Origin of the sequence: Limosilactobacillus antri DSM 16041, assembly GCF_000160835.1 — a bacterium.
Lineage (GTDB): Bacteria > Bacillota > Bacilli > Lactobacillales > Lactobacillaceae > Limosilactobacillus > Limosilactobacillus antri.
Window position 1 is genome coordinate 141409 of the sequence record NZ_GG700734.1, and the last position, 14428, is coordinate 155836.

Annotated in this window: 13 protein-coding genes; 11 read left to right on the plus strand and 2 right to left on the minus strand. The window is 50.9% G+C overall.

All coding sequences use genetic code 11. The features are described 5' to 3' along the window. Positions 1–70: 70 nt before the first annotated feature. On the minus strand, positions 71–1189 hold the full coding sequence (locus tag HMPREF0494_RS08100; RefSeq protein WP_007124470.1) for an ATP-binding protein: 1119 nt from the start codon (positions 1187–1189) through the stop codon (positions 71–73). 256 nt (positions 1190–1445) lie between these two features. Between HMPREF0494_RS08100 and HMPREF0494_RS08105 the strand changes: the two genes are divergently transcribed. From HMPREF0494_RS08105 to HMPREF0494_RS08130, 6 genes are all read left to right on the plus strand, one after another. Beyond that, positions 1446–2141, plus strand: a complete 696-nt coding sequence (locus HMPREF0494_RS08105; RefSeq protein WP_040458966.1) for a GntR family transcriptional regulator — start codon at positions 1446–1448, stop codon at positions 2139–2141. Between the two features lie 15 nt (positions 2142–2156). Further along, the gene (locus HMPREF0494_RS08110; protein ID WP_007124472.1) at positions 2157–3155 is read left to right on the plus strand and encodes an ADP-ribosylglycohydrolase family protein; all 999 of its coding nucleotides are present in this window, start codon (positions 2157–2159) and stop codon (positions 3153–3155) included. A gap of 21 nt (positions 3156–3176) precedes the next feature. Further along, positions 3177–4556: a purine-cytosine permease family protein gene (locus HMPREF0494_RS08115; protein WP_007124473.1), complete on the plus strand. Its 1380-nt coding sequence runs from the start codon at positions 3177–3179 to the stop codon at positions 4554–4556. Next, on the plus strand, positions 4549–5430 hold the full coding sequence (locus HMPREF0494_RS08120; protein ID WP_007124474.1) for a PfkB family carbohydrate kinase: 882 nt from the start codon (positions 4549–4551) through the stop codon (positions 5428–5430). Before HMPREF0494_RS08115 ends, HMPREF0494_RS08120 begins: the two co-directional genes overlap by 8 nt. A gap of 144 nt (positions 5431–5574) precedes the next feature. Then, positions 5575–6429 (plus strand): alpha/beta hydrolase, encoded by an 855-nt coding sequence (locus HMPREF0494_RS08125; RefSeq protein ID WP_007124475.1) that lies wholly within the window; start codon positions 5575–5577, stop codon positions 6427–6429. A 515-nt stretch (positions 6430–6944) separates the two neighbouring features. After that, positions 6945–7199 carry a multidrug transporter gene (locus HMPREF0494_RS08130; RefSeq protein ID WP_225430235.1) on the plus strand — a complete coding sequence of 85 codons (255 nt, stop codon included), beginning with the start codon at positions 6945–6947 and terminating at the stop codon, positions 7197–7199. Between the two features lie 52 nt (positions 7200–7251). Here the strand turns inward: HMPREF0494_RS08130 and HMPREF0494_RS08135 are convergent, their stop codons facing one another. After that, entirely contained in the window at positions 7252–7881 is a 630-nt protein-coding gene (locus HMPREF0494_RS08135; protein ID WP_007124477.1) for a sunset domain-containing protein, read from the minus strand. 174 nt (positions 7882–8055) lie between these two features. Between HMPREF0494_RS08135 and HMPREF0494_RS11650 the strand changes: the two genes are divergently transcribed. From HMPREF0494_RS11650 to HMPREF0494_RS08155, 5 genes are all read left to right on the plus strand, one after another. Continuing rightward, positions 8056–8256 carry a KxYKxGKxW signal peptide domain-containing protein gene (locus HMPREF0494_RS11650; protein ID WP_007124478.1) on the plus strand — a complete coding sequence of 67 codons (201 nt, stop codon included), beginning with the start codon at positions 8056–8058 and terminating at the stop codon, positions 8254–8256. A 104-nt stretch (positions 8257–8360) separates the two neighbouring features. Further along, positions 8361–10571: a L,D-transpeptidase gene (locus HMPREF0494_RS08145; protein WP_007124479.1), complete on the plus strand. Its 2211-nt coding sequence runs from the start codon at positions 8361–8363 to the stop codon at positions 10569–10571. Positions 10572–10851: 280 nt separating this feature from the next. After that, positions 10852–11841 (plus strand): ornithine cyclodeaminase, encoded by a 990-nt coding sequence (locus HMPREF0494_RS08150; protein ID WP_040458967.1) that lies wholly within the window; start codon positions 10852–10854, stop codon positions 11839–11841. A gap of 95 nt (positions 11842–11936) precedes the next feature. Continuing rightward, positions 11937–12074, plus strand: coding sequence for a hypothetical protein (locus HMPREF0494_RS11655; protein ID WP_007124481.1), 138 nt, complete (start codon positions 11937–11939; stop codon positions 12072–12074). A gap of 45 nt (positions 12075–12119) precedes the next feature. Beyond that, positions 12120–14396: an SEC10/PgrA surface exclusion domain-containing protein gene (locus HMPREF0494_RS08155; RefSeq protein WP_007124482.1), complete on the plus strand. Its 2277-nt coding sequence runs from the start codon at positions 12120–12122 to the stop codon at positions 14394–14396. Positions 14397–14428: the final 32 nt, after the last annotated feature.

Here is a 14428-nt window from a genome sequence, read left to right on the forward strand (position 1 = left end):
TCCCTGGGCTTTTCGTTTGGCATATAGGCGTTGTAAAAATCGGCTATTTAATAGTAACTCTATCCTCAAATCAATAAAACGGATTATAGCGAATCGAGTCGGGATTCTGCGTATCAACTAGGTACTCCTTGAACAGTGGCAGCTTAAATTGGACCCGACCATTGCCCGCGGGGCTAATCAGGTCCTGCTGAATCATCCGCCGCCGGTACTGGTTAACGTAGTTTTGCTGCTGTTTGGCCGATTTTTGGTAATCCATTAAGTCGGCAATTTGGCTTGTCGTCAGGTTATTAGCCGTTCCGACCAGGTATTCATGGTCGTGGTTGGAAAGATTGTCAAAGATGATGTCGTAGCTTTGCGTGAATAGGTCTTGAATATATAGCGGCTTAATCGCGTCAAAGGTTTGCTGATTGGCCGGCTGCTGGCCAAGCTTGGTGGCGTTCCACAGTTTGTAGCCGAGTAGTTGAAAGCCAAAGGAGTAGCCACCGGTCAGTTGAGCAATTTGGTGGGTAACACCTGGGTCGAAGTCGAGGTGTTTCTGGTATTCCATCTCAATCTCGTTCAGGTTCAGCATCGTGGTTTGGATATGCCGGGCGCGTTTTAAAAAGGTCAGCGTCTGGTCATGCTCAATGTCATAGATCATTTTTGGCAAGCCATCAGCGACCAAGTAGAAGTTAAGATTGTGCCGCTTCAGGTTTTGCAGGAGTTGGATAAACTCTCGGGTGTTTTCTTTATGGTTAAATTCATCAATAAAGATCACGACCCGTTTGTGGAGCTTAGTCAGCATTGTCATGAAATTCTCAATGTCCTGGGTCGTGTAATCCTCATTGTTTTTGCTGAAGCTAAGGCCAAACCCCATCACCGAAATTGCAGCAATTTTATCCGTAAGACTGTGGATCTTAAAAATATTTTTTAAATTATGGCCAAAGTTTTGGACCATTCGCTGGTTATTGTCGATTTCCACTACGTACGTGTTAGCCAGCTTCATCACCTGCTGTTCAATTTGAGTAAGAAGAGCGGTTTTCCCAGATCCCCGCAGACCGGTGATAAAAATGACCCGGTTCGGATCGTCGTACGCGATTGCTTGAGCAACTGACGCGGGACCCTCAAAATCACTTTGGTAGTTTGGGAGAATAATCCGTGGCGGAGTCCCCAAACTCGGATCAAATGGATTTCTTTCGTTATTATCCATCTCAATTCACCACCATTTTTAAATTCTTTTACATTTGCAGCCCACTTTTTGACCTTGTGTGTGTGCTACTAAGTATTAGTACTTGTTGCAACAGATGGGATTGCTAGGTTGTCAGACATCCTTTCACTGCTTATGGAAGTTTTTTATCCAGCTGCCCGCATTATTATTTATGTTTTACCATTCAAAGAAAGCGCTTGCTATTCCGTGAATTGGTGTTAATATGTACTTGAGTACTCAAGTAGTAAGGATGGTAATAATGTATTTAGATCGGAATGGTAACTTGCGTGCACAAATAGTTTCAGCAATTCAGAATGATATTTTTACTAATAGAAAGGCTGGGGATAAACTGCCTTCGGAAACAGAATACTCAAAAATGTTTGATGTCACGCGGACGACGGTGCAGAAGGCTTTAAAAGACCTTGAACAGATGAACCTGATTGAAAAAGTTCAAGGCAAAGGGTCCTTTGTCCGACAGACCAAGCCGCGGGTTAAGCTCTTTAACTTTAAGGGCTTTTCTGACTATGCCCGTCAAATTGGTGCGGTCGCCGTTAATAAGATTATTTCGGCGGAGGTGAAGCACGAAAATGGGCGAGAACTTTACGTTCTTCGGCGTTTACGGTTAATTAAAGCAGATCAAAACCTGACCCCGATGACCCTTGATGAGTCAGTGCTTGACTTACAACGGTTTCCCGGCTTGAACAACTATGATTTTTCCAAACAGTCCCTGTACGAAACTATCCGACAGGAATATAAGACCTATCCGTCAACCTCATTGCTGCGGATGTCAGCCCTGTCGGCTAATCAAGCAGAAGCTCAGTTACTCGACTGTGATGAACATTCTGCCTTGCTGCAAGCCGAAGGGGTCGTTCATGACCAGAATGGTGAAACGGTCGAAAAAGTGAAGGTAATTTACAGTCACTATGCAGAATTTGATCTGACCTTAGGAATGTAAGAGGAAGTGCACAGCATGAGAGACATTGATAAAATTTTGGGAGCGTTGTATGGACAGGCAATTGGTGACGCAATGGGGATGCCAACCGAGCTTTGGTCAATTCAGCAAATTCAAGCCAAGTTTGGCAAGCACATTACAACCTTTTTGGACGGCACCGAAGATAACGACATCGCGATTAACTTCAAAGCTGGTGAGTACACCGACGATACCAACCAAGCCTTCGCCATTTTGGATGCCCTAATTGAAACTAACTGGCAACCGGACACGAAGGTAATCGTTAAGCACATTATGAAGTGGGCTGACCAGGTCGGCGCCTGGACCAATAATATCCTTGGGCCCAGCAGCAAGGCGGCCCTGACCCTGGTCAAGGAAGGCAAGGACCCGTCCGAAGTAACCAAGTCGGCGTTAACCAATGGTTGTGGGATGCGGATTTCACCAATTGGAACCCTGTATGTCCCTGACCAGCTAGATGAGCTTGTTAAAATGGTTTATGCGGTTACCAAAATCACCCACTCCAGCGACGTCGCCATCAGCGGTGCTGCGATGGTGGCTGGCGCGGTAACAGCTGCGATGGCGGATTATGACTGGGACAGCATTATTGCCTACGCAGAAAAAGCAAACGATGCCGGCTTCAAGCTCGGGGCACCAACCTGGGCGGCCCACAACAAGGAGCGGCTTGAGGTTGGCCTGCAGCTCGCCCAGAAATACGCTGGTGACGATGAAGCCTTTAGCAAGGCCATTTACAACACGGTTGGGACCGGGACGATGGTTTCTGAAAGTATTCCGGCTGCCGTTGCAATTGCCTACTATGCCCGGGACGTAAAAAAGAGTGCGATTATCTGCACTAATTTAGGTGGCGATACGGATACGATCGGTGCCATGGCAACCGCGATTTGCGGGGCTAAAGTTGGCGCCAAGGCAATCCCAGCTGACTGGAAGAATTTAATTGATAATAAAAATCCACAACATAATATTAAGGAGTTTGCACAACAGATTAGCAATTTTAATGGCTAGGAAATGATGAGGTGATTTCTCATGAATAACGACTTCGTTAAGGTTCCAGAAGCAGATAAGACGTTAAGTCCAGGAAAATTGTTTTACAATTGGTTTGCGGCGAATATTGGGATAATGGGCTTTGTATATGGGGCCATTATTGTCAGCTACCGGTTATCATTTTGGCAATCCGTTACGGCGGCGCTAATCGGGGCCTTAACCTTTGCAATCCCCGGCTGGGTGGCGATGATCGGCCGGCGTGAAGGGGTAACGACCTTTAAGATGAGCCGGGCGGCCTTCGGAATTTATGGTAATAAGATTCCGAACTTTATGGCCTGGCTTAACATGGTCGGCTGGCTGGCCGTCAACGTGATTACCGGGACGCTGTTGTTTTCGGCGATGCTGAAGACCATTCGAGTACCCCAAACCGGCTTTACGAAGCTGATCTGCTTGGTAATATTTGCCGGTCTGGTTATTTTATCGGGGGTCTTTAAGGAAGATATCCTGGCTAAAATTCAAACCTGGCTAAGCTGGATTTTTGGTGCTCTGACCTTAGTGATGCTGATTATGTTCTTAATGAACGCTAACTGGGATGAAGCCTTTTCGATGAAATCCGGTAGTTGGGTGACCGACTGGCTGCCAGCGGTTGCCTTCGTTGCGGCGGGGTCGAGTATTTCCTGGTCAATGGCTGCCGCCGACTGGGGAGCTTATGTCCGGCCTGACACTAAATTATCCGCAACATTTTGGAACACTACAATGGGGGCCGCAACGCCACTATTCATTTTAATGGCCGGCGGGATCCTATTAAGTACGATTTCGCCTAGTTTGGCAACCGCCAGTGATCCCTATCAGGTAATGTATAACGCGATTCCAAGCTGGTTCGGCTTTCTGTACTTCCTAGTTGCGGCCGGTGGGATTATTCCACAATGCCTGGTGTCTTTCAGGTCCGCGCGAATCAACCTAGCGACAATTGGAATTGAAGTTACCCAGAAGACTTCCCTGATAATCCATGCCCTAATTATTGTCGTCATTTCTGTCTACGTTTTATTTATCTCCGGCAACTTCCTAACCAACTTTGAGCTCTTCTTGAACTTCCTGGGAATTTGCTTAGCCTCCTGGGTAGCCATCTTCCTGGTGGATAACGTCATTTACCGGCGACAGGGCTACGCTGTCTTTTTGATGAAGGAAGATTCGCCGGTGCGTTATAACTGGCCGGGAATTATTTCCTGGGTTATTGCAACGGTCTTTGGCTTCCTCTTCACGTCAAATGCTGTTTACAGGGGCCCGTTTGCCCACGGGATTTTTGAAAATAATAGCAGTTTAGCAGTCTTCGTTTCGGGAATCGCCGCAATTGTCGTGATGTTTGTACTTTCGCTGTTTGTAAAGAATGACAAGAAGACTGGGGATGAGCAGCATGGCTAGCAAAAGTCTGATCCTGGGGGCGGCGTTTGTAGATGTCATTATGGATATTGCACAGATGCCAGAATCTGGCGGTGATGCTACCGCTAAGTTCAAGTCCAATAATGTTGGCGGCTGTGCCTTCAATGTCTACGGAGCAATTAGCTATTATTTGGGAAAGGACAGTACTGACTTACTGGTTCCCGTTGGTGATGGCCAGTATGCGGAGATCGTCCGACAAACGTTGAAGAAAAAAGGAATTCCGGTTATTTTGCAGGAAAATTCGTTTGATAATGGCTGGGACCTGTGCCTGGTTGAGCCCTCGGGAGAGCGGACCTTTATTACCGTTCCGGGAATCGAACAGCACTGGGATGAGCGTTGGTTTAAGAAGATTAACTTAAGTGATTACGACTACTTCTACATCAGCGGGTACGAAATGGAAAACCCCGAAGCAGCACGGGTAATCCTAAAGTGGTTGAGTGGACGGAAACCGGGGGCACGAATCCTGTTCGATGCTTCACCCCGGATTAGTCATATCGAGTCAGCGGTTTTAACCGAACTTTTGAAAACTGATACAATTATCAACGCGAACGAAGACGAAGTTGGTTATCTGAGTAAGGAAAGAACTCTTGCTGAGCAGGCGGCTGATATTTACCGGAAGACCAAGACCCCGGTCATTGTTACTCTTGGAGCACGAGGAACATACCTTTATGACGCGGGTGGCGGACGGGTGATTCCTGCTGAAAAGGTTAGGATCGTTAACACGATTGGTGCTGGAGATACGCATTGTGGTGGTGTATTGGCTGGCCTTCAGGAAGGAATGGCGATTGATGAAGCGGTAAAACTCGGCAATCGGTTATCCGCAGAGGTGATTCAACAGGAAAGTGGTAGTTTATAAAATAGAACTGTGATATAAAGCAGCTCGCGCCTAAGTTTGGGCGCGGGCTACTTGCTTTTTAGGGTTTAACCTCCACTGGTTTATTAGGCTCTGATTATTTGTTACAATCAAGGCGATCAGATTAGGAATAAGGAGTTGTTCACGATGAAGAAGACGATTGATGTACCAGCAGTTCGTGATGGTTTGTGGATGGACACCGATATTACCTACGCACAAGTGCCAGGTTGGCTGGGCAACACTACCCGCGACCTGAAGCTGACCGTGATTCGCCACTTTCAAACGGGCGATGATAAACGCTACCCGGTGATCTTTTGGTTCGCCGGTGGTGGCTGGATGGACACTGACAATAACGTTCACCTGCCGGACCTGGTTGACTTGGCCCACGCCGGCTACATCGTGGTCGGCGTCGAATACCGCGACAGCAACAAGGTTCAATTTCCCGGCCAACTGGAAGATGCTAAGGCGGCGGTTCGCTATCTGCGGGCGAATGCCGACCGCTTTCAGGCCGATCCAGACCGCTTTGTCGCGATGGGGGAGTCTGCCGGCGGGCACCTGGCCAGCATGTTAGGGGTGACAAATGGCCATAAAGAATTTGACCGGGGCGCTCACCTTGATGTTTCAAGTGCTGTTCAGGCGGCGGTTCCCTTTTACGGGGTTGTGGATCCGCTGAGTGCTAAGCAGGGCAGTGCAACAAATGACTTTGACTTCGTTTACCGGAACTTACTAGGGGCAGAACCCGAAGCGGCACCAGAGCTGGATCGGGCGGCGAACCCGCTGACCTACATTGACCAGAATACCGTGCCGTTCCTGATTTTCCACGGCACTGAGGACAAGGTAGTGCCGGTGCAGGACAGTGAGCGTCTTTACGATGAATTAACTGAGAAGCACGTCCCCGCTGATCTTTATGTCCTCAAGGGTGCCGAGCACATGGACGTAAAGTTCTTGCAACCGCAGGTCTTTAAGATTATTGAGGACTTTTTGGCAGAGCATTTGAAGTAGAAGCTGCTTTTGGCGGAAAATAAAAGTAATTTATGAGTAAGCTCAAGTGATATTGAACCTTTTAATATCACTTGAGTATTTTTTAAACTACTTCTACTCATTTAGAGTAATTTGACTTACGAGTACGTACATAAGTTTTAGTCACATAAAACAATTGCTATAATGAAAGAGTACGAGGACTATTTATAACTAGATTATGAATAGTTATGATTTTTTCTTTTTGCTTTCTTTTTATTTTGTTGTATAGACCTTATTAAACACTGATGTAATGATAATTATCCCTCCACTTTTACTTCCTTATAAATTAGAGGAGCTAACTTATGGATTTCCTGGCTTGAGCTAGTAAAGAATAGGACAGGGGAACAGGTAATTCGGCTGGTCAGTGGTAAACTAGCAACAGAAGTAGAAAAATAAGGTGAACACGTGCCCGACAGAGGTGAAAGTCGATGAACGATATTTCCAAAAGTGATTGGAAGCTGTACCGGCAATTGTTGCCGCAATGGCAGGAGCGGTATATGAAGAAACTTAATCAGGAATATATTCAAATCTTGCGTAGTGATGACCTTGCGTCAGCTAATTTCTGGCGACTGGAAAAAAGGATCAAGGCCGACCGCCGCTCACCGGGAGTGATATGCGAAGTATCCCGCCGGTCAATGCTGACGATTCTTGTCCAGCTATTAGGCCAGCAGGTCATTACGCAAGCGGACCTGGTTGACTTTGGTCCCGAGCTAAGAGCGCAAGTCGACGACCTCAGTAATCTATATAATTAAGCAGAAAAACCAAGCCCGCCACTAGTGTGCCAGTAACGAGCTTGGTTTATTTTTAACGTAATGCTTTCCGGTAGCCGGCGGCTTGGGCTTCGGCTTCCGATTTGAAGTAGACGGCATTGCCAGTGTTCATCCGGTAACCGTGCTGGCCTGGGGTGTGGTAAACCATCGTCCGGCTGTTACCGACGATCGTACCCGCCTGGTCGGTCGTCATGTCACCATTATTGCGTACCGTCGTGTTAGTCGATTCGGCAGTTGCTGATGGCGCAGTGCTGCTTGCATCGCTGGTGTCCTCGTCCTTGGCGGCTGATTCGCTAGTATCGCTACGCTCAGCGCTGGATTCCGCGTCAGCGTCCTCATCTTTGCTTTCGTCATCCGCATCATCACTGCTGGAGCTGCGGGTAGAATGTTTATGGCTGGTTTTAGCGCTGCTGCTTTCTTCATGGTGGCCAGTCTGCTGGTTACCAGCAAGGGCCCCGGTAAAGCCGAAGCACAGGATCATCACAAGCACCGCGGGCAGTACCCGCTTTTTAAGTAAGGCGTGCCGTTCAGCCTTGTTGCGCACTGCTTGGTAAATAAAGTAGCCGCTGGCCCCCAGGGCGACGATTCCGCCCACAAGCAAAAAGAATTTGATAAATACGATGACGATCGCCAAAGCAACAATTACGATAAATGTCTTTTTCATCTTCTTCCTCCCAAATAAAAATACTTTTTTATTATACGGGAAAGGGCTGGTGGTGAAAATAGGTGAATTTTCGTTTCCTGCACAAATCGGCAGTTACCTGAAAAATTACCCTTAGAATAAGTTCCCGTTGTATAATAAGCAGGAAATCTCATTGGGGGAGGAAGTTTTAGTCCGATGAAAGAACACAAGAAGTTATATAAGCACGGAAAACTATGGGTCACGGCGACGCTCTTTGCGCTTGCGCTCGGGATTACCGTTGGCGCGGGACAGGCGGAGGCCGCCACTGATTCGGCAGCAGCTGCGCCAGTTATCCAGCAGTTCAGTCAACCGGTTGCAAAAATTGGGGGGGTACCAACCAGCAACCTTCTGTCGTAACTAGCTCTCAACAGAATGCTAACCAGGTTCCGCGTTCAAACGGCGACCAGGCTAACGTCAATTTAAACGACCACGGCAACTATGCCTGGCTAGACCAGACCAATTTGAACTCAGACGGCACGTTGACGGTCAGCGGCTGGCACGCCACGAACGCATCGCGGGGGCGGCAATATCATTACATTATTGCCTTCGACCCGACACGCAACACAGAAATTGCCCGGCAAGATGTCACCGAAAGTGCGGCTAACCGTCCCGACGTTGCGCGGGTTCACCCGGTTGCCGGTGCCGCGCAGTCTGGCTTTACTGCCAGTTTTGACCTCGGCCAGCGCTTGGCAACCCTTGACCGGGTCCAAATTATCAGCCGCTACACTGACGATCCGGCCGGGAACGGTAACGCGGCGGACTATTGGTTTACGCCAATCGTGATTGACCGTGCTAATCGGGCCAATCTTGACTCGGTTGGCGCTGCTGATGGACAGCTAGTATTAAACGGCTGGCACGCGACCAATTTGGTTGCTGATAAGGGTTACCATTACATTATTTTGCTTGACCGGACAACTAATCGGGAAGTGGCCCGGGTAAGAGTTGATACTCCAGTCGCCCGCCCTGATGTTGCCAAGGCCTTTCCTGGTGTTTATCATGCCGATCAATCTGGCTTTGTTGCTAAATTTGCTATGGACAATGTTAACCTGAGCCACCGGCTTCAAGTCATCAGCCGCTATTCCGGAAGTACCGATGGTAACAGTGACTATCTAGACTACTGGTTCAACCCGATTGTCAGTGCCAATAATCAAGTCAACCAGGGCTGGCTAGAAACGGTCAACTTGAGTGATGGTCAGCATTTGTCCTTTAGCGGCTGGCATGCTAGTACATTAGCGCCGTTTGAAACTAACCATTTTGGAATTCTCTTCGACCTGACAAGCAATTCTCAGGTAGCATCCGTTAACACTGCACGGGTAAACCGTCCTGATATTGCTAATTTCTTGCCCAACGTTGCCGGTGCTGGGCAATCAGGGTTTAAAGGGCAAATTGGGTTGAACGGGTTGAACCTGCAACCAGATCACCGTTATGCCATTGTCAGCCGTTATTCAACCAGTAACAGTGGAAATGGCGGAGCCGGTCAATATACTGACTTTTGGTCTGCACCGTTTACGCTTAACCAGCGTGCTTCTTATGTTGAGGGTGTCAAGATGACTGAGGAGGGGCTGCAGGTCAGTGGCTGGGTAATCAGCGATCAGTCGCTGAACAAGCGTCATCCGTATTTATTAGTCATGAATGATGGTAGAGAGGTCAATCGATCAGCCCTTCACCTAACAAAGCGGTCGGATATCGCAAAGATTTATGGTGGGGTTTATAATAGTGCTAACAGTAGCTTCTCTACGATGGTTAGACTTGATCCCGCGCAAATTACGGGGAAGATGCAATTAATTTTGCGCTTCTCTGACGATGAGTACGGGAATGGGAATTGTGATGACCAATACAGTCCGGTTTACGCTTCTAGTGCCGGGCACTTTGACGCAATTCAAGTCAGCCCGCAAAGTATTTATGTTGCCGGTTGGCACGCTAGCAACCAAGCCGTTGGCAAGCCATATCAATACCTGATCTTTATCGACAACCAAACGGGCCGTGAACTTTACCGGCAGGAGGTCTTGGATAAGAACTGCGCCCGGCCTGACGTTGCTAAGGCCGAACCGGCGATCTACAACAGTGGCAATTCCGGTTACCAACTTGGCTTCAACATCCCTGGCCAGCTCAACCACCACATGGTGCGGATTATCCACCGGTTTACCGACGACGCTGCAGGGAACGGCAACGCGGTCGACGAATGGTCTGGCCTGGTTTCGATCAATGCGATGCGGACACCGATTGACTACCGTCAGCCGTCAGAATACTTTGCCTACCCGAACCTGAGCCAGCTGAATAACTTCTGGATCCACGTGCGGATCGGCCAAAACCGGGTCTACCTGATGAACAACAATGACGTGGTTTACACGATGTACTGTACCGCTGGCTACTACCAAAACGGGGTCAGCACCACGCCGCTGGGGACCTACTACATTCAGGATGAGCGGGGGAACAGTTTCTATAATGGTGCCTTAGGTGAAGGGGCCAACTACTGGACGTCCTTCCTAAATCACGGGGAATACCTCTTCCACACGGTACCAACTGACCGCTGGGGCAACTACAAGCCGGGTGAGGCGGCCCAGCTGGGAATCAACCAGGGTTCCCACGGCTGTATCCGGCTTTCGATCCCCGACGCTTACTGGATCATGCACAATGTTCCAACTGGCACCCGGGTCGTTATTGACAATTAAGTATCTTCAGGGAGCTGTGACCCAACCCACGGTTAGGGACTGTAAGGCTAGCCTAGGACGATCATTGGCACGGCACGGGCCGGTGATTGTCCGTAGCTAGACTCTAAGTCCTTGGGTTGGGTCACGTGATATCTTTAAAATATTCGGAACTAAAACGAGAGCCTGTGACAAAACATAGTTTTGTCACAGGCCCTTTTTGACCTCTGATGGTGCTGGTGGCCCCGCTTTTTATGCTAAAATAAAATCGCTTACAGAATTATTATCCTTTAGGAGGTTCACCATGAAGTACCTATCATCCGCTGACATCCAGGCCTGCTTTTCCATGCAGGACGCCATCGACGCTGACAAAGCGGCCCTAGCTAGTTACTCCGCCGGTCAGGCCGCCGTGCCCCTCCGCACTAACCTGAACATTGCTGACCAAAATGGTCGAAGCCTCTTTATGCCCGGCTACGTTCGCGGCAGTGCCCCCGCCCTGGGGATGAAGATTGTTTCGGTGTATCCAAAGAACATCCAGCGGGGGCTGCCCAGTGTTCCGGCTACGATGGTGGTACTGGACGCGCATACCGGAATCGTTCCCGCCATTCTCGACGGCACCTACCTAACCCAGCTGCGGACTGGCGCCGTCCAGGGCGCTGCCACCGACCTGCTTGCCAGGGCCGACAGTAAGACGGGCCTGCTAATCGGCACCGGCGGTCAGGCCCGCGCCCAATTAATTGCGCTGCTGACGGTGCGGCCGCTGACCAAGGTCTACATTGCGAGCCGTGATTACGAGCGGGCCCGGACCTTTGTTAACCGGGAGCGGGAGTGGGTTGCGGACCACTTTGCGGCTGACCTGGTCGCGATTCCGGACCCCAACCAGGTGGTCAACGCGGCTGACGTCATTACCTGCGTGACGACCGCCCATGACCCGGTCTTTGATGGCCGGTTGGTTGCGCCCGGTACTCACATCAACGGGGTCGGCGCGTATACGCCGGAGATGTGTGAAGTCCCGCCGGAAGCCATTGCTCAGGCTAACCGGATCTTTGTCGATACGGCGGATGGGGCGCTGGCCGAGGCCGGCGACCTTCTTGCGACCCTCCACGCGGGGCAGATTCAGCGGGAAAACATTGTTGAGTTGGGGCAGCTAGTTAATGGTCAGGTCCCCGGCCGGACGAGTGCCGACGAGATCACCTTTTTTAAAACAGTCGGCTCAGCGGTTTTGGACGTGGTGGTCGCTAGTCAAATCGTTGACCGGGCCAATGCGCGAGGGATTGGGACGGAATTGTCTTAGCTGCCTTTGCCAGCGGTCCGCTGAAAAAAGCTTCGCTGGGGCGTTCAAATAGGGTACAATTTAATACGTAAAATTTAGTTAAAGGGAATTTACTGATGAATAATAAATGGCTTAAAGCAGTTTCAACGATAGCAGTGACGACCGTTGCTGGTCTGGTGCTGGTGAGCAATAACGCGCGGGCGGACACCACAAGCGCGGCGCCGATTAGCCAGCAGCTGACGGTGAATAATTAAGCGCCGGCCAGTACGGCCACCAGCCTCAACCTCTATTCTAACAACTTGGCCCAAGTTCAGGCGGCCCAGGCCATCAACTTTCCGGCGGGCTACACCTTAGACGCGGTCCGTAATGTCAATAGCCAGGCCGCGGCCAATGCCTTTGAGCAGACCGCCCAGCAGGGAATTTACAATAATAATTACCAGTCTGACACCGCGGCGGCCGCTCAAGCGGTTGACCTCAACAGCCTCACCGCTGACCAGGTCAGCCAGCTCAACCAGTACGGCCTCAACTTGGTCAACCGGGCCCGGGCCGAATTCGGCTTGGCGCCGTTTACCCAAAACGCCGGAACCATCAACCAGGTGCGGGCACTAGCCCTGGAATACCAGTTCCGCAACGAGTCGCTCCTCAATGGCCACTGGCACGATTACGAGATCCTGCAGGGCCGGTCGGAAAACATCGCTGCCCACCAGGTTTACGTGGATCAGATCTCCAACCTAGCGGCGCGGCCGTTTGCCAGCGCGGTCGGGACCGATTTTGCCAACGTCAACGCGGTGCCATTGTTTACTATCAAGACGATGGACGACTTGCGGGCCTGCGTTTACTATGGTTTGATGGGGATGCTCTTCAATGACGCCGGCGACCTCTTCGGCCACGCCCAGAACTTTCTGACCGTCCAGCAACCAATCACCACGCTGGCCCTGTATCCGTCCCTGACTTACACAACGGGCAGGGGAACCTGGTCGAACGGCACCCCATTTACCTTCCGCTTGGAAAACATTGATATGCACTACATCTGGGCGACTGGTGCCAATAACAACCAGCACGATTTCGGTAACCAGGGGACGGTCACCCCTGATTGGGACCGAACTGACAATGGCAACTACGCCTGGCTGGACGGGGCCTTTATTAGCAGTACCGGCCAGCTGGTCGCTACCGGCTGGCACGCGACCAACGCCGCACAAGGTCGGCCCTACCACTACTTGATTGCGTTGGACCAGAATGGTCATGAACTCCAGCGGGTGGCGACCCACCGGGTTGACCGTCCCGATGTGCAGCGGGCCCACAACGTTTATGACGCCGCCAAGGCGGGCTTTGCAACCCAGCTCGACCTGGCGGCCAAACTGGCCAAGGTGACTAGCATTCGATTAATCAGCCGGTATAGCGGTAGTATGGACGGTAACAGTGATTACGTAGATTACTGGTTTGCGCCGCTGACGGTGGACCAGGGCAACTATGCCAATTTGGACGGGGCCGCGGTGGTAGGTGACCAGTTGCGGCTCAGCGGTTGGCACACCAGTAACCAGGCTTCTGGAAAGGCCTACCACTACATCATTATTTTGAATAATGGTCATGAAGTGGGGCGGCAGCTAGTATCCGCGGGCGCGAACCGGCCAGACGTTGCTAACGTGTACGGCCACATTGCTGGCGCTGGGCAATCCGGCTTTAGCGTGGACTTTGCCCTGGCGGCCCTCAATTTTAACCAGCGGGTTCAGGTGTTGAGCCGCTATACCGATGACCCCGCCGGCAACGGCAACGCGGTCGACTACTGGTTTGCCCCGTTGACGGACGGCCAGTACAGCAACCAGGCCGCCCTGGATAACTTTGCCGTTAGCAACGGCCGGCTAAAGGTTGCCGGCTGGCACGCGAATGGGGTCAGTCGGTTTGAACAGCATCACTTCATTATTCTATTTGACGCGACGACTAACCAGCAGGTGGAATCTTACCTGGTCAGCGCCGTTGCCCGTCCCGATGTTCAACGGGTTTATCCGGGAGTTGCCAACGCCGGCCAGTCCGGTTTTAGCTTAGACTTGGATTTAGCCGCCCTCAACCTGGTGCCGGGGCACCGCTACGTGGTTATCAGCCGGTACTCCAGCAGCGCTGCCGGTAACGGCAATGGCAACGGCAGTCAGTATACCGATTACTGGTTTGCGCCCCAGGAACTACTGTCCGGTCAGGAAGCCGGGTACGTAGACCAGCACCTGCTCCGGCAAGTTGGTGGCCGGACCGCATTAACGGTGGCTGGTTGGCGGGTCACTAACCTGGCTCGTGGCTACCATACCCTAATCCTATTTGACAACACTCGGGGACGGGAGCTGGCCCGGCAGACGGTTGCCGACACGCCAACAGGTTTGGCCCGGCCAGACATCATGCGCTTGTACGGACGGCAGTACCTGAATGCTGCACGCGCCGGTTTTACGGGAACGATAAGCTTACCAGCGGGGTGGCCGCAGGGGGATGACTATACAATAATTAGCCGTTATACCCCGACCCCCGATGCAAACCGTGACTACGTGGACGTTTTCTACCACTTGGGGAGCTTAAATTTTGAACAACTTTAATGACACAAAAAAAGCCGCTCGAGAAAATCCCG